We start from the raw sequence: 24,752 nt of genomic DNA, 5'->3' as shown, positions 1-24,752 counted from the left end.
GTAGAAAAGGGCGTGGTCCGTTCCGTGCAGGTAGTGAGCATTAGCAGCCTTAAAGGTGGCGTAGGAAAAACCTCCGTTACATTGGGGCTCGCTTCGGCCGCCCTGGCAGCTGGCATCCCCACGCTCGTCATCGATCTGGATCCGCATGCCGATGCCAGCACCGGTCTGGGTGTCCGCGCCGATGGCAAGATGACAATCGGCCGCATGCTGAAATATGCGCGCAAGGCTGATATGTCACAGAACATCGTTTCGAGTGCGTGGCAAGCCAAGGCAATTTCGAAGCGTTCCCTCACCCGGGTTCCGGTCCTGGACGTCGCCGTCGGCGATGCCTACACCGGCATTTACGACCGGCCAGACCTGCGCGCACGCGATTTGCGCCGACTGACCCAGCTGCTTGCGCGCACGTCCGGATACGCGTTGGTCCTCATTGACTGCCCGCCATCCCTCAACGGCCTGACGCGCATGGCATGGAGCGCCAGCGATCGGGTGCTGCTGGTTGCCGAGCCGAGCTTGTTCTCCGTGGCCGGAACCGAACGCACCCAGCGTGCCCTTGAAATGTTCCGCAATGAATATGCCCCGGACTTGGGACCGATCGACGTCGTGATCAACCGGGTGCGCAAGGAATCGGACGAGCACCGTTTCAGGCTCACCGAAATGCGTTCGATGTTTGGCAGCGCGGTACTCAACCCCGAGTTGCCCGAGTTTGCCGATTGGCAGCAGATCCAGGGTGCCGCATATTCCGTGCACCAGTGGCCGGGCAAGGCCGCCAAAAAGACGGCGGAGTTGTTCGATGACCTGTTGCGCAACATTTCCGACGCGGGAAAGATGCGTGCACGGTAGCCAATTGCTGGCGGCGCATTCCTAGATTCATGGAAGAGCCGGCGTCCGACTGGGAAACCAGTGGGGCGCCGGCTCTTGCGTTGTCCCCCGGCAGTGCCTGGCCGGAACGGATAACGCAACGGCCGGCCGGTTCGCACACCTGGCGGTGTACGGGCCGGCCGGCCGTTGGGAAGAACTCGCGTATCGGAGGCCTTAGCTTGCAGTTCGCTTCGCGGCCCGGCGTTGGGCCAGTTCATCCTCGGGAAAATCGGAGGCACGCTCGCTTGGCAACTGCGAAAGCGATCCCTCCACCTCGCGCCAGACACGGCCAACGGCAATTCCGAATACGCCCTGCCCGCCCTGGACCAAATCAATGACTTCGTCCGCGGAGGTGCATTCGTAGACCGATGCGCCGTCGCTCATGAGGGTGATTTGCGCCAGGTCATCCACTCCCCGTTCGCGAAGGTGCTCGACGGCCGTCCGAATCTGCTGCAGGGACACACCCGTGTCCAGCAAGCGCTTAACTACCTTAAGGACAAGGATGTCTCGGAACCCATATAGACGTTGGGAGCCCGAGCCCTTGGCGATGCGAACGGCCGGTTCAACCAGACCCGTGCGGGCCCAGTAATCCAGCTGGCGGTAGGTGATTCCGGCTGCCTTGCAGACGATCGGGCCACGGTAGCCCGCATCTTCGTCCAGCACCGGCAGGTCTTCGGTGAAGAGCAGACCCTGGGTATTGCCGGTCGACGCGGCAGGCCGGGTCTCGGTTGCGCGTTGATCATCTGTGGGATTCATCGGAATCTCCTTGCTCAAGCATCCCCATAAGGGAGGGAGGGTTGCTCATGGCGTGGAACGATTCCTTGCGAGTGAAATCGGTGTCCGCGGTCGGCAAACCTTGGGAACTTATGTTTCGACGGTACGACTTGGAAGGGGCTTCGTCAAAGACCTTCACCCCAAACTTGGAGCGTGTCGTCGACGGTCGTCTATTTATCGAAATCTTCGGGCTCGACCTCTTCGAGGAATTCGCGGAATTCCCGCAGCTGGTCTTCTTCGCCCTCGGCGGCATCCTGATCGTCGGCGACAAGCACGCCCGCCTCGTCCAAAACGTGTTCGTGGCACATGATCGGGCATTCGGCGCGCAGCGCCAGCGCAATGGCATCGGAGGAACGGGCATCGACGCGTACGTCGTTGGCAAACACGAGTTCCGCGGTGAAGACCGCATTGAGCACCGAGACGATTTCCACCCGCAGCAGCGGTGCATGAAGCGCCTCAAGGGTCGCAATCATCAGGTCATGGGTCAGCGGCCGCGGCGGGATAATCCCCTGCTGGAACATGGCGATCGCAGAGGCCTCCGGGGCACCGATCCAGATGGGCAGGTGGCGCTTGGAATTGACATCCTTGAGCAGGACTAGGGGCTGGTTGGAGGGAAGTTCGATGCGAACTCCCACAACTTCAAGCTCATGCATGGTTCGCTCCTTAGCGTGATCCCTGCTGCAAGGGTCACCGTAGTCGGTCGACCTAGTGGTCCAGCTTGGCGATGGCACCATTGACCAACGCACCATGCAACGCCATGCAGGCATCGCTTATTTCGCGGGCAGTCTCGGCGGCCCGTGCACGGGAGGCGACGTCGCGCCTGCTCATCTGGGGTGCAACGGCGCGTTCCACCAGGCCGACCTCGCGATCGGCCGCGGCACGGAAGGCACGCAGGTGCCGGGGTTCGATCCCGTGGGCGGCCAGCGCCGCGGAAGCCGCGGTGATCTTCTGTGCGTGTTCGTCGAAACGGTCGTTCTCGGGAACGATCATCCCGAACGCCAGCAGGTCGTCAACGAGTTCGGTGCTGGCGCCGCACAGGCCCTGCAACTCGGCCTTCGTGACGGGCCGCGCGTGCGCGACGAGGTCCTGGGTCATCTGCTCGCTGATGCTGCGCGGGGCCAGGGTGTGGCCGCCGGGAAGCTGCTCCGGGCGCTCTCCCCTGTCCACTGCGTCGAGGTAGTCCTTGATGACCTTCAGCGGCAGGTACTGGTCGCGTTGCAGCCCCAGGATGAAACGCAACCGCCCCACGTCGTCCGGCAGGTACTTGCGGTAGCCGGCCGACGTGCGCTGCGGCGTCAGCAGGCCCTTTTCCTCAAGGAAGCGGATCTTCGATGCCGTCACCTGCGGGAATTCGTCATGCAGCTCCGAAAGCACCTCGCCGATATTGAGTGCCACAGGGCGCGCGCTATCGCCGCTGATGACAGCCAGTCGAGGGTTTCGGGCTACATGATTCACGGGGTTCCTGCTTAGTCGAGCGCGTTGGCCGGGTTGTTCGGCAGCGCGACGTAGAAGGTCAGGCGGAATTTTCCGATCTGCACCTCGGCGCCGTTGACCAGGCGCACCGAGTCCACGCGGTCGTTGTTGACGTAAGTGCCGTTCAGCGAACCGGAGTCCACCACCGTGAAGCCGTTGGCGTCGCGGACGAATTGTGCATGCTTGCGCGAGACCGTGACGTCGTCAAGGAACACGTCGGCCTGCGGGTGGCGGCCGGCCTGCGTGACATCCTCATCCAGCAGGAAGCGTGCACCCTGGTTTGGCCCGGAGTGCGCAATGAGCAGGGCGGAGCCGGCCGGCAACGCCGAAACCGCCGCGCGTTCCTCGGGGCTCAGGGCATAGAAAACTACTGGTTCGCGCTGCACCGGCGGAAGGGTGATGCCCGTCGTTTCGGTCGAAGCCTCGCGCTGCTGGTTCGGCACCCGGGTTTCATCCATGTCCAGTCCTCCCAAAAATTCTTGCTCAAACAAATCCTTAGCCGCTGCTCCATCCCAGATTGGGGCAATGCGTCTACAACCAGATTAGCCTACTCGCGTTCATCGGGGATTCCGCGCAAGAAGGTCTTCAAATCTCCGCCGTTTCCGCTTCGGCATGGGATGATGCACGCATGCCAGATTCAGATATCCCCGCTCCTCCGGCAGCGGCAGAGCGTCCCCCGCAGTCGCCCGCGGCCACGAAACCCCGCTGGGGCTTGCGGATCGGCCTGGGCGCCGCGGGGCTTGCCCTGCTGGCGGTCGCCTTCCTCCTCATTCGCCTGTTCCTGCCCGTTTGGTGGGCCACCCGGATCGCCAACCAAACGCAGGGCTCGCTGAGCGGCGGGCTGCTGCTGGGCCTCACCTACGGCTTTGCCTTCACCTTCATACCGCTGGTCATCGCATGGCAGGCACGCTACAAGAAGATCTCGTGGCCCTGGAAGTGGGTGATCATCGGCGTTGCGGTCCTCGTTGCCCTGCCGAACCTGCTCACGCTGGGCATCTACCTGAACTCGTCCGGCGCGGCGCAGAAGGCCAGGCTGATGATCGACACCTCGGCGATCTGGTTCCCGTCGTGGTCGATCGGCGGCGCGATGGCCGGCGTGCTGCTCTTTGCGGGCATCGCAACCTTCTGGCACATGTGGCGTTCCCGCGGGCGCAAGATCAAGTCGTTGCGCCTTGAGGTGAAGTCCCGGGCCACGGCCGGGTCGAACCCTGCGGCAGCGCAGGGAACAACAGCCGGCGTTGAAGCGAGTGGTCCTGCCGACGATGCGCCCAGCGAACCGGACAGCAATGCGGACAGCGATGCGGACAGCGATCCCGCCGACGGAATGCCGCCGGCAAGCACCCCTGCCTAGGCCCAGGACCCACACATTTCGGACCGGTTTCCCGGGCCACGGTCAAGAACCTTAAGACAGCAGTGTCCCGGCGAATCGAATTCGCCGGGACACTGCTGTCTGCGGTTGAGGGGCCCCGAAGATCGGAGGCCGGCCACGGATTCGCGGGGCGCCTGCTTCTCGGTCGGGCCTAGCGTTCGATCAGGATCGGTGCGAAGAAGTCGCTCAGCTCCTCGCGGGCACCCAGCGGCAGCACATTAGCCACGTACTGGTCCGGACGGACCACCACGATCGCACCGTCGCGGGAGACGCCGCGCTTCTCGAAGATGTCGTCGCCCTCGAGGGTTGCGTAGACCTTTTCGTAGTCGATGGTGCCGAACACGCCGGTGCGGGGCATGAAGGCCTCCGGGACCTGGCCCAAGTCGACGTTGGTGTAGTCCTGCTGATAGACCACCTTGACGTCGAATATGGAGTCGATGTCCGTTCCGGCCGGAGTGTACTTAAGCAGCGGGGATTCCGGCGACTCGGTCAGCCAGGCGGCCCACTCGCGCAAGGCCGAGGCATCCTGCGGCGCCGCGGCGTCGGCAAAGGCGTAGAGGCGCCAGCGGCCGTCGGCGCGGTGGTGGTGGCCAAGCTGCACCGGGTTGGCATCGCCCACGCGCAGGGCCGGCGACGACTTGAAGCGCTTGCCCACCGGGAAGCCTGTGGCGAGCTCCTGGTGGGTCGCCTCGCCGATCAGCATGGAGGGCTTGTACTCGGTCATGAAGCCGGCCGGGAACTCGGCGGTCTGCACGTAGAAGCGCTCAAGTTCGGCGGGGTCCGCCATTTCCTCGGGCTTTGCGGCCATGAGGGTCGACCACTGCTTGTCGAAGTCGATCAGGTTCTTGGCGATCACCTGGCGCTCCGCCGAGTAGGTGCGCAACAGCTCGGCCGGGCTGCGACCGTCAAGCACGTGGCCGAGCTTCCAGCCGATATTGAAACCGTCCTGCATCGACACGTTCATGCCCTGGCCGGCCTTGGCGCTGTGCGTGTGGCAGGCGTCGCCGGTGATGAAGACGCGCGGGGTGCGGTCGTCCGCGTCGCCGTCCTTCAGGTTGTCGAAGCGGTCGGTCAGTCGGTGGCCGACCTCGTAGACGCTGTGCCAGGCCACCGACTTCACGTCGAGCGTGTACGGGTGCAGGATCTGGTTGGCCTTCTCGATGATCTCGTCCAGCGGGGTGTTGCGCACGTTGCCGTTGTCGTCGTCGGCCACCTCGCCCAGGTCGACGTACATGCGGAAGAGCGAGCCGCCCTCGCGCGGAATGTGCAGGATGCTGCCGCCATTGCCGGACTGGATGGCGCACTTGGTGCGGATGTCCGGGAAGTCGGTGACGGCCAGGACGTCCATGACGCCCCATGCATGGTTGGCCTTGTCGCCGGACATGGTGCAGCCGATGGATTCGCGGACCTTGGAGCGGGCACCGTCGGAGCCAACCACGTACTTGGCCTTGACGATGCGCTCCTGGCCCTCGAGCTCGCCCGAGGTGTGCACGAGGGTCACGGTGACCGGGTACTCGGCCTCGTCGTCGACGCTCAGCGTGCGGAACTCGTAGCCGTAGTCGGGCTTCATGCGCGTCGGTGCGTTGTGCATGAACTCCGCGAAGTAGTCCAGCACGCGGGCCTGGTTCACGATCAGGTGGGGGAACTCGCTGATGCCGTGCGGGTCGTCCGCGGTGCGGGCAGCACGGTAGATCTTCGAGGGATCCTCGGGGTTCGGCTTCCAGAACGCCGTTTCGGTGATGTGGTATGCCTCTTCGCTGATGCGCTTGGCGAAGCCGAAGGCCTGGAAGGTTTCCACGCTGCGCGCCTGGATGCCGTCGGCCTGGCCGATTTCCAGACGGCCCGGGCGGCGCTCGACGATGCGGGTGGTGACACCCGGGAACTGCGACAACTGCGCTGCGGCAATCATGCCGGCCGGGCCGGAGCCGACGATCAGGACGTCCACCTCGTCGGGGAGTTCCTCTGGGCGGTCGATGCCAACACCCGCAGGCGGCTGGGTGAGCGGGTTTCCGGAAACGTACCCGTTGTGGTGGAACTGCACTGGTTTTCCTCACTTCTCTGTGAACGATTCAGTCACTTCGGCCGTCATCGTTTCGTTGTGTTCCATAATGGAACACTGAATTCTAATATCGCACACAAAGCATAACCGGAAGTGAGTGCACTCACAAAGGTGCATGACGCAGCGCATATCGAGGAGTGGGCTGAAACGCGGATCCAAACGGCGGCGCTGGCCCTCGCGCGACACCCGGCGGCGGGCCGAGGTGGTCACTCGTAGCCGGACGGCAACTGGCATTGAGTCCCGGGGCGCGTTTTGTCCGCCCCAGGGACGATGATGCTCGCGAAGCCCGCCAAGAATCCAATCTCCACTGGGCATGGAAACGAGGGTGGCTCGCCAGGGATTTGCCGAACCGCCCGCGCATCAGCCTGTCGGGCTAGAGGGATGCGAACCCACTGCCGGTCGATCGGGGTGCCGGGCACTCAAGCCAGGCGCATCCTTGCGCGCCCATCAGGGGCCCGACACCTCGGGGAAAATCCCTGCAATTTCTGGACCGGAAGCAGTGCCGCGATCCCTCCCGAACTCCGCCTCCCGGGCCACACGCTCACGATGATTCGCCCAACGTTGACCCAGGACCGCTGAAGCCAACACGGCCAGCATCATGCCAACCATGGCCAAGAGCATTTGTCCTTCAAGCATTGTCATGGAAACCCCACATGCCGAATTGTTCATAAGGTTGAATGCCGCGTTGCCGCATGCGACAACAGCTCTGAGGAATTTGCCGGGGCGCATGGGCAGCCACAGCGAATCACGACGCCAAATCACTTGTTGCCAGTGAATGTACCTGAAACTTTCCCGGTGCCGAAGAGGTAAGCCGGAACCGTTACGGGAAACCCGCATGGGATTCCGAGAAACGATCATCGACAAGTCCCAGTAATCGGCAGGAAGTGCCGTCGACGCCCCAGATCTCAAGACCCAGGGCGGCAATGATCGGGCGGCGGCAAAAAGCCAGCCATGCCGGCGACGACGCCACCGGCGCGGCGATGAACCGCACCACAAGGGAATCGCCCCGAGCATTTCGGCGAGAACTCAACCCCTGAGCCGCTTCAGCCCTTTCAGGGAATCCGAATCCCGGAAAATGCACAAAAGTCGCAAAAAATTTCCGGGCATGAAAAAACCCCGGCAGCTCAACGTTGATTCGTTGATCTGCCGGGGTTTCAACCGGTCGGGCTAGCGGGATTCGAACCCACGGCCCCCCCGACCCCAAGTCAGGAAAGCCAGCCAGTGGCGTGGACCTGCCGCTGCGCACAACGCACGAGCCTACGCCTAGTCAGATGCTCTTAACAAGACTTGTTGATTTTCCATGGCAAGCAGCACAACAACTAGCTTGGCTATCGAAATCCCCAGCGTTTGATCAGAAACGGGCCCTAGGGTCGAAAGGACAAGCCAGATCATCGAAAGGAAACCCACATGGGACTCGGAGACAAGATCAGCAACAAAGCCCAGGAAGTAGCCGGCAAGGTCAAGGAAGGCGTTGGAAGCGCCACCGACAACCCGGACCTGAAGGCCGAAGGCCACAAGGACCAGGCCGCAGCAAAGGCCAAACAGGTAGGCGAAAACATCAAGGACGCCGCCAAAGACCTCAAGGGCGAGTAGACGCGCCCGGTCGCTACTCACCGTAGACAGCAACCTCCCCGTGGGATAGTTTGGCGCCACAACTAAATAGCGTGCATTCGCTCTGGAAGGGTTGTGCACGCCACCAAATCAAACAGCCCCACCCGATCCGCAAGGAAAGGGCGGGGCTGTTTTTGCGTTCAGAAGGAAGCCGTCGTTATTACCCGGTTCTGACCTGACAAGCCCACGCGTATCCCGCGCTTCGGCGAACCCTAGACACCGTCTGGTTTCGGGCGTAGTGTCGCTCGGACAACTACAAATAGTTGTGAAACCCCGAACCGCAAATGAACCCAGGAAAGCTCACCAGCTTGCTCCCGGGTGTAGTGGGACTCCGTTTTTCAGATGTGGCTAGTCGCCGGTTCCTGAAATCGTTGGCAGGGTTTCGGCGGCGCAGGTGTCCCCCAAGTCCCTGCGCCTGCGATTGCAGGTGCTTTCCCCAGAAGGCATCTACGAATCCGATGGGCCCCGTTCGATGGGGGCGGGGCCCATCTTCGCATTCGGGGGCACCGCGCATTTCTGGCAGCATCACCCAGTGCTGCACTCGCTCTCGGACAAACTAGCCGAGCAAGATTGGCACTAAAACCAAGCACTGAAAGCTATATACACAAGGCTTCAGTCCGCTTATGTTTGTCTCACAACTAAATAGCGTGCGTACGCCTTGGACGGTACGCGCACGAAACACTCGTAACTAGCCCCAATCTCGGTTTGAGAGTGGGGCTAGTTTTGCGCTCAGAAGGTCACACCGGGCTACCGATGATCCCGGATCTGGTAGATCCGCAGCTTTGACAGCACCCTTGCCTCGGTGATGCGAACGGCCGCAATTCCCTCCGCGCACGCTTCGCACACAAGTTCGTTCAGCGCCGCAGACTTTTCTTCAAGAACGGTCTGCGCTTCGGCTTTGGAGTCACCGTCTACGCGGATCCGGTCCAATATGCTAACTGGTCGTTCACCGTTTCCTGATGACGTCAGCGGACAATCCGGCCACCACGACCCAAGCCGCGCTGAGCCCGATCCACAAGCATGGGTATCGCTCACTGAACAGGATTCCGCCAACACCGATGACGGCGCCGGCCAGGATTACGGTTAGAGCAAGGGGATGATTGAAATACTTCATGACTTCTCGAGTAAATATACTTGGTAGGGCGGGTGCCCGAGTTGGTTGGAACTTCTCGGACACCTGCTTTATTTATCCCCGGCGCTCACCTCATCCCGTGCGAAAATCCACTGGCAATGAGTCCGGGCAGAGAATCCGAAACCCTCGGAAATACGCGGAAGTGCGAAATGGGCCGCAGACAGAGAAAAACCCCGGGGAATCTTGGAAAAATCCTTGATTCCCCGGGGTTTCAACCGGTCGGGCTAGCGGGATTCGAACCCACGGCCTCCTGACCCCCAGTCAGGCGCGCTACCAAGCTGCGCCATAGCCCGGTTGCTTTCGCAGCCGTTCTCCCGAACACTTGCGTGCGGGTGCCGTCTGCGAAAAGCTCCTAGATAACCCTACCCTATTTTTCGGACTACTTTGTACGCTGACGCTTTTCGCGCACTCGCATGGCCACTTCAATGGGGGTTCCTTCGAATCCGAAGGTCTCGCGCAGGCGGCGAGTAATGAATCGGCGGTAGCCCGGATCCAAGAAACCTGTGGTGAAGAGCACAAAGCGAGGTGGTCGCGAAGACACCTGGGTACCGAACAGGATGCGTGGCTGCTTGCCGCCGCGCAGCGGGTGCGGGTGGGCCGCCACAAGCTCGCCCAGGAAGGCGTTGAGCTTGCCGGTGGAGATGCGCTTGTCCCAGGATTCCAAGGCCGTGTGCAGGGCAGGAACGAGCTTGTCCTTGTGCCAGCCGGTCTTCGCCGAGATGTTCACGCGCGGTGCCCACTCGACGTGCGCCAGGTCCATTTCGATCTCGCGCTCGAGGTAGCGGCGACGATCGTCGTCCATCAGGTCCCACTTGTTGAAGGCGAGGACCAGGGAACGGCCCGAGTCGATGGCCATCTGCAGGATGCGGACGTCCTGCTCCGAGAGCACCTCGTCGACGGCCAGGAGCACTACGGCAACCTCGGCCTTTTCCAGGGCGGCCTGCGTACGCAGCGAAGCGTAGTAGTCCGAGCCCTGCGCCATGTGCTGGCGGCGGCGGATGCCTGCGGTGTCAACGAAGCGCCAGACCTCGCCGCCGAGCTCGACGAGCTCATCCACCGGGTCGCGGGTGGTGCCGGCCATGTTGTCGACGACAACGCGCTCGGAACCGGCCATCTTGTTCAACAGCGAGGACTTGCCGACGTTCGGGCGGCCGATCAGCGCGACGCGGCGGGGGCCGCCGCGCGGGATGATGCCGCCGAAGGCGGAGTACTCGGGAAGCTTGGCGACAACTGCGTCAAGCAGGTCGGCCGCGCCGCGGCCGTGCAGGGCCGAGACCGGCCAGGGCTGGCCGAAGCCAAGGCCCCAGAGGAACGAGGCGTCGGCTTCCTGGTTTGCATCGTCGACCTTGTTGGCGACCAGCAGGACCGGCTTCTTCTTCCGGCGCAGCATCTTCACGACGGCCTCGTCGGTGGCGGTGGCGCCAACGCGCGAGTCAACCACGAAGAGGATGACGTCGGCGATGTCTGCGGCGATCTCAGCCTGCTCGGCCACGCGTGCGTGGATGCCCTTGGCGTCGTGCTCCCAACCGCCAGTGTCGACGACCGTGAAGTTCCGGCCGTTCCATTCGGCCTGGTAGGAGACACGGTCGCGGGTCACGCCCGGGACGTCCTCCACGACGGCCTCGCGGCGGCCCAGGATGCGGTTGACCAGCGTGGACTTGCCCACGTTGGGTCGGCCGATGATGGCCAGCACCGGCGGGATGACCTCGTCGGCATCGTCGTCGTAGTCATCGCCCAGACGCGCGAGAAGTTCCGCGTCCTCCGGGTCAAGCTCGTAGTCCTCGAGGCCGGAGAGGAGCACGCTGGCGCGCTGCTCGGCTTCTTCCTCGCTGATTTCGGCCAGGCGGTCGGCAATGTGGTCGTCGTTGACGGGGACGTACTCTTCGCCGTCTCCCGTTAGCAGGCTCTCACTCATGGTGCGGTTCCTTTGCGTTGCGTGCCTCCACCAAACGCGGAAGCCAGTATCCATTTAAGCATGTGCCCCGCATCGGCGCTTTGGCCGGTGCGGGGAAGCGGCCCGGGAAACCCCCGGACGGGGTGGGGTTCTACGAGCGGGCCTGCGCCGAAATGGCTGCAAGCACCGCGGTGACGGTTTCCTCGAAGTCGAGATCCGAGGAATCCACGGTTGCGACGCCGTCGGCCGCGACCTGGAAGTTCACGACCGTCGAGTCCTTGGCATCGCGCGCCAGGACCTGCGCCTCCAGCTCGGCCGCGGACTGCGTGCCGCCCAGCTGGATGCCGCGGCGGCGCAGGCGCGCCTCCTCCGAGGCGGTGAGCAGGATGCGTGCGTCGGCGTCCGGGGCCACCACGGTGGTGATGTCCCGTCCCTCGGCGACAATGCGGTCGTGCGCCTGGATGATGGCGCGCTGGCGCGCCACAAGCTCCTTGCGGGCCTCCAGGTTGGTGGCCACGGCGGAGACGGCCGCCGAGACGAACGGCTCGCGGATCGCCTCGGTCACGTCGGTGCCGTGGATCTTGACCAGCTCGACGTCCGGGTCGGTGGAGATGAACAGGTCCGCCGCCTTCACGGCGGCGGCAACGGCCTCCGCGTCGGTCAGGTCGGTGCCGGCGTCAAGGGCGTGCCAGGTCACCGCGCGGTACATGGCACCGGTGTCCAGGTACGCGGCCTCCAGCCGGCGCGCGGCCTCCTTGGAGACCGAGGATTTGCCGCTGCCCGAGGGGCCGTCGACGGCAACCACGATTTTCTGCACTACTGCACTACCTTCCAGCCAAGTGCGCTGAGCACTGTGATCAATTCTTCGCGACGGCCCGGGATCACCGAGACATCGACAAGGCCCACCTGGTGGCCGGCCGAGTGCTCGACGCGCACGTCCTCGACGTTGATGCCCGCATCACCGATGTCCACCAGCAACTTGGCCACCTGGCCCGGCCTGTCCTGCACCACGATGGTGACCAGGGCAAAGGCCTGCGGGGGCGCGCCGTGCTTGCCCGGGATCCGGGCCTGTCCGGCGTTGCCCTCGGCCATCAGCTGGGCGAGGTCCAGCAGCGCGCCGGGTGCCGTCGGGTCCTCGAGGGTGCCGATCAGGCGTTCGAGGTCCTCGTGCATGCCGCGCAGGATGGGCACCAGCGCATTGGCGTTGTGGCTGAGGATCTGGATCCACAGCTTCGGGTCGCTGGCCGCGATCCGCGTGGTGTCGCGCAGCCCGTTGCCGGCCAGCGCGAGCGAATGCCCCGGCGCGTTCATCAGCCGCGAGGCGATCAACGAGGAGGCGACCTGCGGGAAGTGGGAGATCAACGCGACGGACGAATCGTGGTCCTGAGCGTTCATCCGCGACACCGTCGCGCCCAGGTCGATGGCCAGGGCCTCGGCGGTCTTCAGCGATTCCCCGCGGGATCCGGTGTGCGCACACACCACCCACGGCATCGAGGTGAAAAGCTCGCCGCGCGCCGCGGCCGGGCCCGACTTCTCGCGCCCCGCCATCGGGTGGGTGCCCACGTAGCGGGCCAGGTGCGCATCGGTGATGCGCGGGTCCGCACGCACGGCCTCGAGGATCGACTCCTTGACGCTGGCGATGTCCACCACGGTGGCCATCGGGTAGTCAAGCAGTGCCTGCACGACGACCTGCGCCGAGACGTCCGGCGGGGCGCCAACCACCACCAGCTCCGGGGCCAGGGGGCGCCCGGGGGTGAGGATGGTGCCCGCGCCGATGTCCTGCGCCACGGTCTGCGCGCTGGGCGAGGGGTCGGAAAGCCAAACGTTCAGGCCGCGCTGACTAAGCCCCAGCCCAACGCTGGTGCCCAGCAGCCCGGTCCCGATGACCAGGATTGGTCCGGCCAGGTGCGTGGTGGGCATCGTCTTGTTACATCCCCACCAGTGCGAGCAGGTGTCCGACTTCCTGGTTGCCCAGGGGGCGGATGGTGCCCTGCTTCTGGTCGCCCAGGCGGATCGGGCCGACCTGGACGCGCACCAGGCGGGTCACCGGGTGGCCGACCGCGTCAAAGAGGCGGCGCACGATGCGGTTGCGTCCGGAGTGCAGGACGACCTCGATGAGCAGGTAGCCCGGGGTCGAGTCGATCAGGCGGAAGGAGTCCACGGAAGCCCAGCCGTCTTCGAGCTTGATGCCCTTCTTCATTTGGGCGCCGATGCCGTTGGCCATCGGGCCGCGGACCTGCACCAGGTAGGTCTTGGGGACCTCGTAGGACGGGTGCGACAGGCGGTTGGCCATCTCGCCGTCGTTGGTGAGGATCAGCAGGCCCTCGGTCTGGAAGTCAAGGCGTCCGACGTGGAAGAGTCGCTGCTGGCCCTGCTTGCGGATGAAGTCGGAAATGCACTTGCGGCCTTCCGGGTCCTCCATGGTGGAGACGACGTTGCGCGGCTTGTTGAAGACGAAGTACTTCATCTCCTCGTTCAGCTGCAGGCGCATGCCGTCCACGTGCACGGTGTCGCGCTCCGGGTCGATGCGGACGCCCGGCTCGACGACCAGAGCGCCGTTGACCTCAACGCGGCCACCGGCAATCATTTCCTCGCAGACTCGGCGGGACGCCACGCCGGCGTTGGCCATGACCTTCTGCAGGCGCACGCCCTCGAGATCCGAGTGTGCGGCCTGGGCGCGCTCGCGCTGGGTCGGCTTGTTGGGACGGTCGGCCTTGACCGGGCCGAGGTTCTGGCCGAAGCGCTCCTTGCCGAAGGCCTTCGGGCCCGTGTACTTCTTGGCGCCGGAGCCGCCGGTTCCCGGCTTTTTGCCCTGCTTGGGGCCGCCGTGGGTCTTGGACCATGAACCCGAGGTGGATTCGCCGCCGCGTTCGGAGCCCGAGCGAGGGTTGGAGTTCGAGCGGCCTGCGCCGGCTGCTCCTCGGCCTCGGCCATTGCCGGAGCCGGAGCCTTGTGGGCGCTGGTTGCCGCGGCCTGAGCGCGATCCCTGGGTCATGTCTGTCCTTATGTTGTTTCGTGGTTCGCCGAATTGCTAGGGCAAATCAACGTCAAATTCGTCAATGTCGCCCACTCCTGGGAGATGCGGGGAAAGCATGGGTAGCTCCGAAACGCTGCCCAGCCCCAATCTTTCCAGAAAATACGAGGTGGTCTGATACAACGTGGCACCACTTTCACCCTCATCGGGTGCCTCGTGGATCAGTCCGCGCGTGAGTAACGTGCGCACCACTGAATCGACATTAACCCCACGAATCGCCGCGACCCTCCCGCGTGAAACGGGTTGCCGGTAGGCGATTACTGCCAAAGTCTCCAGGGCAGCCTGGGTTAGTCTTGCCGTTTGGCCGTCGATGACGAAGCGTGAAACAAAGGGAGCAAAATCACGTCGGGAGAAGATGCGCCATCCTCCGGCCAATTCGCGCAGCTCAAAACCGCGCGGTGTATCCCCTCCATCATACTGTGCCCGAAGCCCGTGAAGGGCCGCTGTGACGCGTTCCTCACTGACCTCCAGCACCTCGGCCAGACGCCCGGCCCCGACCGGCTCGTCGATGACCATGAGAATGGATTCGATGCCCGCGGCAAGCCCGCCGGGCAAATCGTCGACGGCCGCGCCCGTTGCATCGGCAGTCGGCACCGCCCGTTCCGGTGACGCCGGCGCCGGAACCCCGGTGTTTGTCTCGCTCATGCCTCGGGCTCCCCCTCGCTGGTTGTTGGTGATGTGGCTGCGGCCCCATCGGGCACCGCGGCCTCGTATTCTTCGCTCAGGGTCACCGCGTTCCAGTCCTCCGCAGTTTCGGACCAGGTCACCTGCAATGTGTCCAAGGGCGCATTTTGCGAGAACGAAACGACCCGCTCCCTGTACATCTCCAGCAGCGCCAGGAACCTTGCCACGACCACCAGGTGGCTGTCGGCGTCCGCGGTGAGCTCGGTGAAGCTGAGCGTCTGGCTCTCCTGCAGCATGAGGGCCAGGATGCCCGCCTGTTCGCGCACGCTCACCGCTCCCCCGTGCAGGTGTGCCACGCCGACCTCGGCCGGCGCCGCTTCTTCCTTGGGGGCCAGCGCGGTCAGCGCCAACTGCGCGAGCATCTCCGGCGTCGTCTTGAAGACCAGATCCGGCAGCAGCGCGGCGAAGTGCGCCTCGAGACCGGCCTGGCGCGGGAAGCTTTCGGCCTCGTCCTCGAGCCGCTCGGAGATCCACCCGGCCGCGTGCTTGAAGGCCTTGTACTGCAGCAGGCGGGCGAAGAGCAGGTCGCGGGCCTCCAACAGCGCCATGTCTTCGTCATTGTCGTTTTCGTTGCGGGGCAGCAGGCGCGCGGCCTTCAAATCCAGCAGGGTCGAGGCGACGACGAGGAACTCGGTGGTTTCATCCAGCGCCTTGGAACCGGGCCTGGTTTGCAGGACCTTCAGGTAGCCGATGAAGTCGTCGGTCACCTCGGCCATCGCGATCTGGGTGATGTCCAGCTCGCGCTTGGCGATCAGCGAGAGCAGCAGGTCGAAGGGCCCGGAAAAGTTTTCCAGCTGAACCCGAAAGCCACCGGCCGAGTCGTCTTCGACGGTCGGCACGGTGGCTGGCAGGACGGCGGTTGCCGTCATTACGGGGCGCCGCCACGGGAAATCAGTTCCTTGGCCAGCTGGCGGTAGGCCTCTGCACCCGGGTGGTTTGTTGCATAGGTGGTGATGGGTTCGGCGGCGACGTTGGCGTCGGCGAACTTGATGGTGCGACGGATGACCGTCTCGAAGACCGTGTCCCCGAAGGCTTCCACCAGGCGGCCCACGACTTCGCGTCCGTGCAGGGTGCGCGGGTCGTACATGGTGGCCAGCACGCCGTCGATCTGCAGGGCCGGGTTGAGCCGGTCCTGCACCTTTTCGATGGTCTCGACCAGCAGCGCCACGGCGCGCAGGGCGAAGAACTCGGCGGTGAGCGGGATGATCACGCCGTGCGCGGCGGTCAGCGCGTTGACCGTGAGCAGGCCCAGCGAGGGCTGGCAGTCGATCAGCACGATGTCGTAGTCGTCGGTCACCGAACGCAGGGCGCGTTCAAGCACCTGCTCGCGGGCCACCTCGTTGACCAGCTGGACCTCGGCGGCAGACAGGTCGATGTTGGCCGGCAGCAGGTCGACGTTCGGGACGTCGGTGGTGATGATCGCGTCGCGGATGTCGGTCTTGCGGTCCATCAGCACGTTGTAGACGGTGACGTCGAGTTCGTGCGGGTTGGTGCCAAAGCCGGCGGAGAGCGCTCCCTGCGGGTCGAAGTCGACAAGCAGGACCTTGCGGCCGTACTCGGCCAGTGCCGCGGCAAGGTTGATGGTGGAGGTCGTCTTGCCGACCCCGCCCTTCTGGTTCACCATGGCGATGACGCGGGCCGGACCATGGGAATCCAGGGATCCCGGCTCGGGGAAATCCGTCTGCGGGCGACCCGTGGGACCCAGGGGGGTCGGTTCCTTGAGCAGTCCTACGCCCCGGGGCTTGCTGCCCTGTTCCTCGCTCACGGTATTAACCACGCTTCCGTTCGTTGTGGGAATTGATGACTATCGCCTTAAGGGTATCGGTTGCGCCGGTGCGCCACGGACACCTTGGCCCGCTCACGGCGAGCCTTTACCTTAAAGCTGAAGTCCAAGGTTTAGGATGCCGGTCGCTTTCAAACCGGCTCCGGCGTTAAACCGTACAGCCATCGCGCCCACCGAAGTGAACGCGATGACTGTAGATTGCGGCCCGGCGATGGGCGCCGGGTGCCGGTCAGTGGCCGTTTTCGGTCAGCGAGAGCTCGTCGAAGGGGCGATCCCCCGCCAGCACCGCGCGGGCCTGGTCCATGTCGATCTCCCTGGTCCATTTGCCGATCAGCAGGGTGGCCACGGCGTTGCCGGTGAAGTTGGTCAGCGCGCGGGCCTCGGACATGAACTTGTCGATGCCCACGATCACGCCCATGCCGTCAAGCAGTTCCGGGCGGTGCGACTGCAGGCCGGCTGCCAGCGTGGCCAGGCCGGCGCCGGTGACGCCTGCGGCGCCCTTCGAGGCGACGATCATGAAGACCAGCAGGGAGATCTGCTCGCCGATGTTCATCGGCATGCCCATCGCGGTGGAGACGAACAGCGCGCTCATGGTCAGGTAGATGGCGGTGCCGTCGAGGTTGAAGGAGTAGCCGGTCGGCACCGTGATGCCAACGACGGGCTTGGAAACGCCGGCGTGTTCCATCTTGGCGATCAGCCGCGGCAGCGCCGATTCGGACGACGACGTCGAGAAGATCAGCAGGTATTCGCGGCCCAGGTACCTGAGCAACTGGAAGATGTTCAGGCCGGTGACGGCGCGCAGCAGCGAACCGAGGACCACCACGATGAACAGCGCGCAGGTGGCGTAGAAGGCGCCCATGAGGATCGCCATGGAGCCGATGGCGGCCCAGCCGGTGGCGCCGACCACGGCGGCGATGGCACCGAAGGCGCCGATCGGGGCGGCCCACATGATCATCATCATGATGCGGAAGACGACGGCCTGGATGTGCTTGATGGCGCCCAGCACCGGTTCGCCGCTCTTGCCCATGGACTGCAGCGCGAAGCCCACGAAGAGGGCCAGCACGAGCGTCGGCAGCACCGGGATGTCGCCCGGGATCAGTTCCAGCAGGAACTTCACGGTGGCGTTCTCGGTGCCGCCCGCGGCACCCTCGTAGGGCTGGAGCTTCAGGCCGGAGCCCGGGTGGATCAGGTTGCCCACGACCAGTCCGATGGCCAGCGCAAAGGTGGACATGGTGATGAAGTACAGCAGCGCCAGGCCGCCGACCTTGCCGACCGTGGCGGCCTTGGCGATCGAGCCGATGCCCAAGACGATGGTGCAGAAGATGACCGGGGCGATGATCATCTTGATCAGCGCGACGAACCCGCTCCCCAGCGGCTTCAGGGCCTTGCCGAGCTCCGGGGCGACCAGGCCGATCGTCGCACCGGCCACCACGGCGACGATCACCATGATGTAGAGCCAGTGCGTGCGGTCCTTCTTGGCCGGCGGTGCCTCCGGGGTGGTCGGTTCCGGCTCAAGAACGCCTGTCGATGCTGGCTTCGTTGCCATGCGCTGACTCCTTTGGAAGTGTTTCGGGGCTGCGGGTACCTGGAGGGGGTCCCGGACTACTTCCATGGTGCTGCCACACGTGACGGGGATCTCGCTTGTGTTCATATTGTTCACGGCCGGGCATCACCGAAATCCGCGGACGTGCGTTAATGGAGCAGATCAAGGAGGTGGCCATGCCACGAGTTCAACGGGCGTCGCCCGCCGGCCGGTCCCCCGGCTCGCTCTCGCTGGCCGCACGGATCCTGGCGGCACAGATCGGCCTGGTGACCCTCGTGGTGCTGTTGATCAGCGCCGCCAGTTACGTCAACGTCCGATCCCAGACCCACGGCTTCTCCGCCAAGCGGGTGCTCTCGGTGGCCGAGACCCTGGCCCACGACCCGTTCGTGGTGTCCGCGGTGGAACTGCCAGATCCCTCGCAAAAGCTGCAGCCCTTCGCCGATTCGGTGGTGGGCACCGCGGCGGTCGACTTCGTCACCATCATGGGCACCGACCGAACGCGCTACACGCACCCGAATCCCGGCGAGGTGGGCAAGCCCTACGTGGGCAGCGTGGCCCAGGCGCTGGCCGGGCAAAGCCACGTGGAGGACTACCGCGGCACCCTGGGCGAGTCCGTGCGCGCGATCGTCCCGGTCCGCAACGCGGAGGGCAGGATCACCGCGTTGGTTGCCGTGGGCGTGACGCTGCAGAACCTCAGCCTCGCCCAGGCGGCGACGGTTCCGGCGATCATCGGCGCCGGCGCCCTCGCGCTGGGGCTCGGTGCGCTCTTTGCCTACGCGCTCAGCCGCTACCTGCGCCGCGCCACCCTCGGCTACGGGCCGGAGGAGCTTCGCAGGCTCTACGCCTACTACTTCTCCGCCCTGCACTCGGTGCGCGAGGGCCTGGTGCTGGTGGACGCCAAGGGACGCCTGGTGCTCTACAACGACCAGGCGGCCAGGCTGTTGGGACTCCCTCCCGCCGGAACCCTGCGCCCGCTGCCGGTGGACAGGATCGGCCTGCCCGAAACCGTGGCCGGGCTCTTTGCCTCCGGCCGCCGGGCCACCGACGAGATCCACCTGACCAACAACCGGGTGCTGGTCATCTCGCAGCAACGGGCCGAACAACCGGACGCCATCGAGTCGGCGCGCGTTCCCTGGCCGCTGCGCCGCAAGGCCGTCGAATCGTCACTGGGCACCGTCGCCACGCTGCGGGACCGCACCGAGGTCCAGGCGCTGACCGGCGAGCTGGAGTCGATGACGACGCTCGCCGAGGCGCTGCGGGCCCAGACCCACGAACACGCAAACCGCCTGCACACCATCGCCACGCTCATCGAGCTCGGCCGGGAACGCGAGGCCCTGGACTTCGCCGTGGCGGACCGCCAGGAGTCGCAGCGCCTGACCGACGAGTTCGTGCAGGCCATCGACGAGCCCTACCTGACCTCGTTGCTGGTGGGAAAGGCGGCCCAGGCGCACGAACGCGGCATCACGCTGACCCTGAGCGCCTCCGGGTCCCTGCCAGCCGGGGCTTTGGACGCCCGGGACCTGGTGACCATCACCGGCAACCTGCTGGACAACGCCTTCGACGCGGCGGCCGGCTCCGAGCTCCGCCGGGTGTGGGCGGATTTCGCGGCCGACGAGGAATCCGTGGTCATTTCGATCGCCGACTCGGGGCCGGGGCTGGACACCGACCTGATCGAGGAATTCTTCCGGATGGGTGTTTCCTCCAAGGCCGTCGTCCCGGGAAGCGGTCCGCGCGGGCTCGGCCTGGCGCTGGTCCGCCAGGCCGTGGCCAGGCTCGGCGGCACCCTGGACGTGGACAACGATGCCGGCGCGATCTTCACCGTCACCATCCCCCTGCCGCCCCCGGGCGGTCTTGGCTATCGGCACTAGAATGGTGCGCTGGGCTCCAACGCCCCTCGGCCCGGCGACCGGCCCTCGAACCAGAACCAGAACCCAGTGAACGGAAAGGACCCGCACGCGGCCATGGATACCCCGAACAGACCGCTCCGCGTCCTGGTGGTGGACGACGAACCCACCACCGCCTCGGCGCATGCCAGTTTCGTCTCCCGTGTTCCGGGCTTCGTCGTGCACGCGATCGCCCACAACGGCGCGGAGGCCTTCGCGGAGCTGAGCCGGGCCACTGCCGAGGGAACGCCCATCGATCTGGTGCTACTGGACATGAACCTCCCGGACCTGCACGGGCTGGATGTCGCGCGGCGTGTGCGCGGCAAGGGCGACACCGTCGACATCATCGCCATCACCGCGATCCGCGACCTGAACGTGGTGCGCACGGCCATCGCCACCGGGGTGACGCAGTACCTGATCAAGCCATTCAGCTTTGCGGCGTTCAGCGAGAAGCTTTCCAACTACCGCGAGTTCCGGCTGAATCTGGGCACCGCCGGGACTGCCGCGTCGCAGGCCTCCATCGACAACGCGTTTGCCGCGCTGCGCTCCGTCGGCCCCGCGCCCCTGCCCAAGGGCCTGATCGCCGAAACACTGGCGGCCATCGGCGAAACGCTTCGGTCCACCGAAACCGCCCTTTCCGCCACGGAAGTTTCGGAGGTCCTTGACCTTTCACGCGTGACGGCGCGGCGCTATCTGGAACACCTGGCGGAAACGAACCAGGCCTCCAAGGCGCCACGCCACGGCACCCGCGGACGCCCCGAGTACGAGTACCGCTGGCGACCGAAGATCTAGTACCGCGGCTTGTAAGGTTTGCTTCCTTGGCGATACGGGTGGGGTCGGTTCCCGTTGCGTACGCGGTGGGTTGGCCGCAGGCTGGATATGCGGGTTTCCCCTCTCTCCAGGAGGCTTCGATGTCACACCGCGTGGTGGTACGAGAACTTGAAAACGACGAGGATGCCCGTCTGTTGCAGATGGTCCGGCGCGGTTCGGGCCCGGTGGTGACCTGGAGGCGGGCGCAGATGGTCTTGCTCTCGGCCCAGGGCCTGGACGTGGCAATGATCGCGCAGGTCGCGTTCACCAGCCCGGACAGGGTCCGCGACGTGCTGCACAACTTCAACACCGACGGATTGGACTCGCTGCATCCCCGCTACGCGGGCGGGCGTCCTGCGAAATTCACCGAGGCGCAGCGCGAAGAGATCACCAGGATCGCCCTTGGGCGTCCCGCCGACCACTGCCTGCCGTTTTCCGCCTGGAGCCTGTCGAAACTGGCTGGCTACCTGGCGGACCAGGGGGTGGTTGACGAGATTTCCAATGAGGGCCTGCGCGTGCTGTTGCGCAACGAGGGCGTCTCCTTCCCAAGCCATCAAAACGTGAAAAAGAAGAACCGACCCCCAGTACGAGGAAAAGAAGAACCGCGCCCTTCACCTCCATGAGGTCTCCGAAGGCAGGGCCGAACCAGGTGAGGGCGACCCGGACGTGGTGATCTGCATGGACGAATGCGGGCCCCTGAACCTCCAGCCCCACCCCGGTCACCAATGGGCGCCGACCGCCCCGGGAACCAGCAACAAGCAACCGGCAATCAAGGTACCCCGCGACGGCGACGGCGCAGGGCCACCTTCAAACGCCCGCACGCGGTTCGGCACCTGCTCGCAAGCTATGACATGTCCTCCGACCGGCTCTACGGGCACGTCAAGATTCACAATCGCAGGACCGAGTTTCTGGCCTTCATGCGCTACTTGCGCCCACTCTCCCGACGAATCGCCATCATCATGGACAACTACTGCCCGCACCAATCCACCGGGGTGGACACCTGGATCCGGGGCCTGGGCCGCGGCAAACAACGGCGAACTCGCCTACGTGCCCTTCTGCGGCTCATGGCTGAACCGGATCGAACCCCAGTTCACCGCCCTGCGCTGATTTGCCCTGAACGAAACCGACCACCCAAGCCACCGCGAGCAATCCAGCATGATAGGTCGCCACACCACCGACCCCCGGCTGCGCAAGGTCATCCCCTGGCCGAAACCATGAAACGGGCAAAGGTTTCCTGACACAGCACTAGCTGCCATTCCCGTAACTGATGGCGTCTAGAACTCGCTCTGGGGAAGTAATGCCGTGTGTCATTTTCAGGAATTTTCTGCATTGATGTCAGCAGCCATGTGCACCGCCTGAGTGAGGTTCGTTGGGTCGGCTGTCACTGATGGGGCCAAGGGTGGAACGATAGACTCCACCCGGCCATGGCTCGGTTCGTAAAAGACAAGACATGGCAGATCAAGAAATCCGCCCACAGGAAAACCGCCGCAACCACCGGTCTGATCTGGTGCCGGCCCGCGGGAGCGGCTCGGCGTGCCCCGAAGTCCTCGGTTCTGGACGGCCTACGCTGTCTTGTCCAGGACGGACCTGCAGCTGCCGTGCTGGCACTTCATCTCCGAGACGTCGCCGTGCTTGACAGGTTCGAGCACATTGCGTTTCCAGCCCCAACCCGGGGTTGCTGTAATTCCCGGTGAAGAACACGTCGGCAACTAGTTTTCAAACATGGCAAGGACCGTTTCCTGCCGGTTGCGCTCGTTGCCTTCGAAAGCCCCCAGGAAGTCCTCCGTCCAGGCGCGCTGCCAATATGTCGAGGCAATGGACTCGCCGAGGCCGTCAGTCTCACATTGTCCCCCGGCTTCGTTGTATCCGGAGGGAATGCTAGTCGGCCAGTCCACCCCGTCATGTCAGGAAGGGCTGCGGAAAATTTTCGGCCATTTCCCGGAAGAACGAAGGCACCTTTCGACCACTTTCCGGAAGAACGAAGGCACCTTGTCAAGACCGACAAATGCGGGCAAATTGGCAGTTCATTCTGTGCCGATAATGGCGGGATAACACCGCGATAACTATTTGGCAAGCATATTGACTTGAGACATGTCGGGGTCCACTGTGAAGGCATTCGCAAACGTGCAGCTTCATGGGGTGCTTGGGGAGTAACGCGATGCTCACTGATCCAAACCGCCATTCCCTGGCGACCCTGGCCAAGCTCATGGCAGGAGAACGAGGGAGATCATGACGATCATCAAGGATCCGCACCTGTTCAACGAGCAGAGCCTATTCGTCGATCTGGAAGGGGTGCTGGGCCGCCGCCTCTACCTGAAGATCGAGGGGTTCAACTTCGCCGGCTCGATCAAGCTCAAGCCCGCGCGGGAGATGGTCGAGCGCGCCGAGCGGGAGGGGCTGATCGGGCCCGGCTCCACGCTCGTGGAGTCCTCGTCGGGCAACCTCGGTGTCGCGCTCAGCATGATCGCTGCCAGCAAGGGATACCGCTTTGTGTGCGTGGTCGATCCGAACTGCAATCAGACGACCCGGCAGCTGATGGAGTCGCTCGGGGCACAGGTTGACCTGGTCGCCGAACCGGATCCCGTCGACGGGTTCCTTGGCGCTAGGCTCAACCACGTCCGGGAACTGTGCGCGTCCGACGAGCGGTACGTCTGGCTCAACCAGTACGTCAACCCCGGCAACTGGGGCTCGCACTACCGTTGGACCGCCCCCGAAATCGCCGCCGAATTCCCCGACCTCGATGTTCTGTTCGTCGGAGCCGGCACTACGGGCACCCTCATGGGTTGCGCGCGGTACTTCCGTAAGTATCGCCCCGACGTTCGGATCGTCGCGGTCGATGCCGTCGGATCGGTCTCCTTCGGCGGCCCGCCGGCGCGCCGGCTGATCCCCGGCCTCGGCATGAGCGTGCGGCCGCCCCAGCTTGACGAGTCCTTGCTCGACGACGTGGTGTTCGTCAAGGAGCTGGACACAGTGCGCGCCTGCCACCGTCTGGCCGCGGGCGGGTTGCTGCTCGGAGGGTCCACCGGGACCGTGGTCCATGGCGCCATGACATGGCTCGCCGACCACCACGCCCAGGACGTCACCGCGGTGGCCATCTCGCCCGACATGGGCCGCCCGTACCTGGACACCGTCTACCAGCCCGGCTGGGTGCTCGACCACTTCGGGGCCGAAATGCTCGCAAGCGCGGGCTCTACGGCAGACCCCGGCCTGCAGTCCGACCCGGTCTCGGGGCCACAACTTCCGGCAGCCGCCCCGATGACTGATTCCGTGGCCACTGCCTCACTAAGAAGGCTCGCGCAGTGAACAAGTCCGTCGACACGCCGCCAGCGTCACAGTGTCCCACGATTCCGACGATTCCCCCGACTCTGGCGGCACCTACGGCTCCGGCCGGGAACGACTCTCCAGCAGCGCCTGCCACGGGTGCAGGCGCTGCTTTGGAGCGCCGGCTAGCGGATCTTCTCGCATCGGTGGTGAAGAAGGACGACGTCCCCGTGGACGCCAACTTCTTCTACGAATTGGGCGCGGACTCGCTGGTGATGGCCAAGTTCTGCGCAAGGGTGCGCAAGCAGCCGGACCTGCCGGCGGTGTCCATCAAGGACATCTACCAGCACCCGTCAATCGCAGCCCTGGCCGCGGCCTTGGCACCGGCGGAACCGGCGGAGTCGCCCGTGCAGGGCCGGCTGGCCGAGATTCTCGCCGGCGTGCTCGGCATCGAGCAGGTCCCGGTGGGCGCTGATTTCTTCCAGGAGCTGGGCGCGGACTCGCTGGTGATGGCCAAGTTCTGCGCAAGGGTGCGCAAGCAGCCGGACCTGCCGGCGGTGTCCATCAAGGACATCTACCAGCAC

Annotated in this window: 22 protein-coding genes and 1 tRNA gene; 8 read left to right on the top strand and 15 right to left on the bottom strand. The window is 64.8% G+C overall.

Annotation, left to right across the window (positions count from 1 at the left end; genetic code table 11):
• Positions 1-24 precede the first annotated feature (24 nt).
• Entirely contained in the window at positions 25-840 is an 816-nt protein-coding gene (locus tag ACFY5D_RS16510) for a ParA family protein (RefSeq protein WP_387532221.1), read from the top strand.
• Positions 841-1,032: 192 nt separating this feature from the next.
• On the opposite strand, the gene ACFY5D_RS16505 is transcribed toward ACFY5D_RS16510, so the two are convergent.
• The 4 genes from ACFY5D_RS16505 to ACFY5D_RS16490 all read right to left on the bottom strand — a co-directional run bounded on the left by ACFY5D_RS16505 (position 1,033) and on the right by ACFY5D_RS16490 (position 3,563).
• Complete coding sequence (locus ACFY5D_RS16505; protein WP_387532218.1) at positions 1,033-1,614, bottom strand: MerR family transcriptional regulator; 582 nt, start codon at positions 1,612-1,614, stop codon at positions 1,033-1,035.
• A 188-nt stretch (positions 1,615-1,802) separates the two neighbouring features.
• Positions 1,803-2,285 carry a bifunctional nuclease family protein gene (locus ACFY5D_RS16500; RefSeq protein WP_387532215.1) on the bottom strand — a complete coding sequence of 161 codons (483 nt, stop codon included), beginning with the start codon at positions 2,283-2,285 and terminating at the stop codon, positions 1,803-1,805.
• Between the two features lie 52 nt (positions 2,286-2,337).
• Complete coding sequence (locus ACFY5D_RS16495; RefSeq protein ID WP_387532212.1) at positions 2,338-3,027, bottom strand: MerR family transcriptional regulator; 690 nt, start codon at positions 3,025-3,027, stop codon at positions 2,338-2,340.
• A gap of 71 nt (positions 3,028-3,098) precedes the next feature.
• Entirely contained in the window at positions 3,099-3,563 is a 465-nt protein-coding gene (locus ACFY5D_RS16490; RefSeq protein WP_387532210.1) for an FHA domain-containing protein, read from the bottom strand.
• A gap of 170 nt (positions 3,564-3,733) precedes the next feature.
• On the opposite strand from ACFY5D_RS16490, the gene ACFY5D_RS16485 reads away from it, so the two are divergent.
• A complete protein-coding gene (locus ACFY5D_RS16485) occupies positions 3,734-4,456 on the top strand; it encodes a hypothetical protein (RefSeq protein WP_387532207.1) in 723 nt (240 codons plus the stop codon).
• Positions 4,457-4,625: 169 nt separating this feature from the next.
• Here ACFY5D_RS16485 and ACFY5D_RS16480 read toward each other — a convergent pair whose 3' ends face one another.
• Positions 4,626-6,515, bottom strand: coding sequence for an FAD-binding monooxygenase (locus ACFY5D_RS16480; protein ID WP_387532204.1), 1,890 nt, complete (start codon positions 6,513-6,515; stop codon positions 4,626-4,628).
• 1,425 nt (positions 6,516-7,940) lie between these two features.
• On the opposite strand from ACFY5D_RS16480, the gene ACFY5D_RS16475 reads away from it, so the two are divergent.
• Positions 7,941-8,126, top strand: a complete 186-nt coding sequence (locus ACFY5D_RS16475) for a CsbD family protein (protein ID WP_387532201.1) — start codon at positions 7,941-7,943, stop codon at positions 8,124-8,126.
• Between the two features lie 1,369 nt (positions 8,127-9,495).
• Here ACFY5D_RS16475 and ACFY5D_RS16470 read toward each other — a convergent pair.
• From ACFY5D_RS16470 to ACFY5D_RS16430, 9 genes are all read right to left on the bottom strand, one after another.
• Positions 9,496-9,569, bottom strand: a tRNA-Pro gene (locus tag ACFY5D_RS16470).
• Positions 9,570-9,655: 86 nt separating this feature from the next.
• Positions 9,656-11,191 (bottom strand): ribosome biogenesis GTPase Der, encoded by a 1,536-nt coding sequence (gene der, locus ACFY5D_RS16465; RefSeq protein WP_387532198.1) that lies wholly within the window; start codon positions 11,189-11,191, stop codon positions 9,656-9,658.
• Between the two features lie 130 nt (positions 11,192-11,321).
• Complete coding sequence (gene cmk / locus ACFY5D_RS16460; RefSeq protein ID WP_387532195.1) at positions 11,322-11,987, bottom strand: (d)CMP kinase; 666 nt, start codon at positions 11,985-11,987, stop codon at positions 11,322-11,324.
• Positions 11,987-13,090, bottom strand: a complete 1,104-nt coding sequence (locus ACFY5D_RS16455; protein WP_387532192.1) for a prephenate dehydrogenase — start codon at positions 13,088-13,090, stop codon at positions 11,987-11,989. The genes cmk and ACFY5D_RS16455 overlap by 1 nt, the downstream gene beginning before the upstream one ends.
• Before the next feature lie 7 nt (positions 13,091-13,097).
• On the bottom strand, positions 13,098-14,165 hold the full coding sequence (locus ACFY5D_RS16450) for a pseudouridine synthase (protein WP_387532189.1): 1,068 nt from the start codon (positions 14,163-14,165) through the stop codon (positions 13,098-13,100).
• Between the two features lie 36 nt (positions 14,166-14,201).
• Positions 14,202-14,849: an SMC-Scp complex subunit ScpB gene (gene scpB / locus ACFY5D_RS16445; RefSeq protein ID WP_387532186.1), complete on the bottom strand. Its 648-nt coding sequence runs from the start codon at positions 14,847-14,849 to the stop codon at positions 14,202-14,204.
• Complete coding sequence (locus ACFY5D_RS16440; RefSeq protein WP_387532183.1) at positions 14,846-15,757, bottom strand: segregation and condensation protein A; 912 nt, start codon at positions 15,755-15,757, stop codon at positions 14,846-14,848. The genes scpB and ACFY5D_RS16440 overlap by 4 nt, the downstream gene beginning before the upstream one ends.
• Positions 15,757-16,653, bottom strand: coding sequence for a ParA family protein (locus ACFY5D_RS16435; protein ID WP_209996116.1), 897 nt, complete (start codon positions 16,651-16,653; stop codon positions 15,757-15,759). The genes ACFY5D_RS16440 and ACFY5D_RS16435 overlap by 1 nt, the downstream gene beginning before the upstream one ends.
• A gap of 247 nt (positions 16,654-16,900) precedes the next feature.
• The gene (locus ACFY5D_RS16430; protein WP_387532179.1) at positions 16,901-18,217 is read right to left on the bottom strand and encodes a cation:dicarboxylate symporter family transporter; all 1,317 of its coding nucleotides are present in this window, start codon (positions 18,215-18,217) and stop codon (positions 16,901-16,903) included.
• A 173-nt stretch (positions 18,218-18,390) separates the two neighbouring features.
• Here ACFY5D_RS16430 and ACFY5D_RS16425 point away from each other — a divergent pair, with 173 nt between their 5' ends.
• From ACFY5D_RS16425 to ACFY5D_RS16415, 3 genes are all read left to right on the top strand, one after another.
• A complete protein-coding gene (locus tag ACFY5D_RS16425) occupies positions 18,391-20,082 on the top strand; it encodes an ATP-binding protein (RefSeq protein ID WP_387532177.1) in 1,692 nt (563 codons plus the stop codon).
• Positions 20,083-20,175: 93 nt separating this feature from the next.
• The gene (locus ACFY5D_RS16420; protein ID WP_387532174.1) at positions 20,176-20,889 is read left to right on the top strand and encodes a response regulator; all 714 of its coding nucleotides are present in this window, start codon (positions 20,176-20,178) and stop codon (positions 20,887-20,889) included.
• Positions 20,890-21,008: 119 nt separating this feature from the next.
• Positions 21,009-21,530, top strand: a complete 522-nt coding sequence (locus ACFY5D_RS16415; RefSeq protein ID WP_387532171.1) for a transposase — start codon at positions 21,009-21,011, stop codon at positions 21,528-21,530.
• Positions 21,531-22,616: 1,086 nt separating this feature from the next.
• On the opposite strand, the gene ACFY5D_RS16410 is transcribed toward ACFY5D_RS16415, so the two are convergent.
• The gene (locus ACFY5D_RS16410) at positions 22,617-22,802 is read right to left on the bottom strand and encodes a hypothetical protein (protein ID WP_387532168.1); all 186 of its coding nucleotides are present in this window, start codon (positions 22,800-22,802) and stop codon (positions 22,617-22,619) included.
• A gap of 334 nt (positions 22,803-23,136) precedes the next feature.
• Between ACFY5D_RS16410 and sbnA the strand changes: the two genes are divergently transcribed.
• Entirely contained in the window at positions 23,137-24,210 is a 1,074-nt protein-coding gene (sbnA, locus tag ACFY5D_RS16405) for a 2,3-diaminopropionate biosynthesis protein SbnA (RefSeq protein ID WP_387532165.1), read from the top strand.
• Between the two features lie 164 nt (positions 24,211-24,374).
• Positions 24,375-24,752 (top strand): phosphopantetheine-binding protein (locus ACFY5D_RS16400; protein ID WP_387532162.1); only part of this gene is annotated, 378 nt, incomplete at its 3' end.

It is taken from the genome of Paeniglutamicibacter sp. NPDC012692 (assembly GCF_042901625.1).
Taxonomy (GTDB): Bacteria; Actinomycetota; Actinomycetes; order Actinomycetales; family Micrococcaceae; genus Paeniglutamicibacter.
The sequence above is the reverse complement of the archived record's forward strand: the minus strand, read 5'-3'. Positions and strand labels throughout refer to the sequence as shown.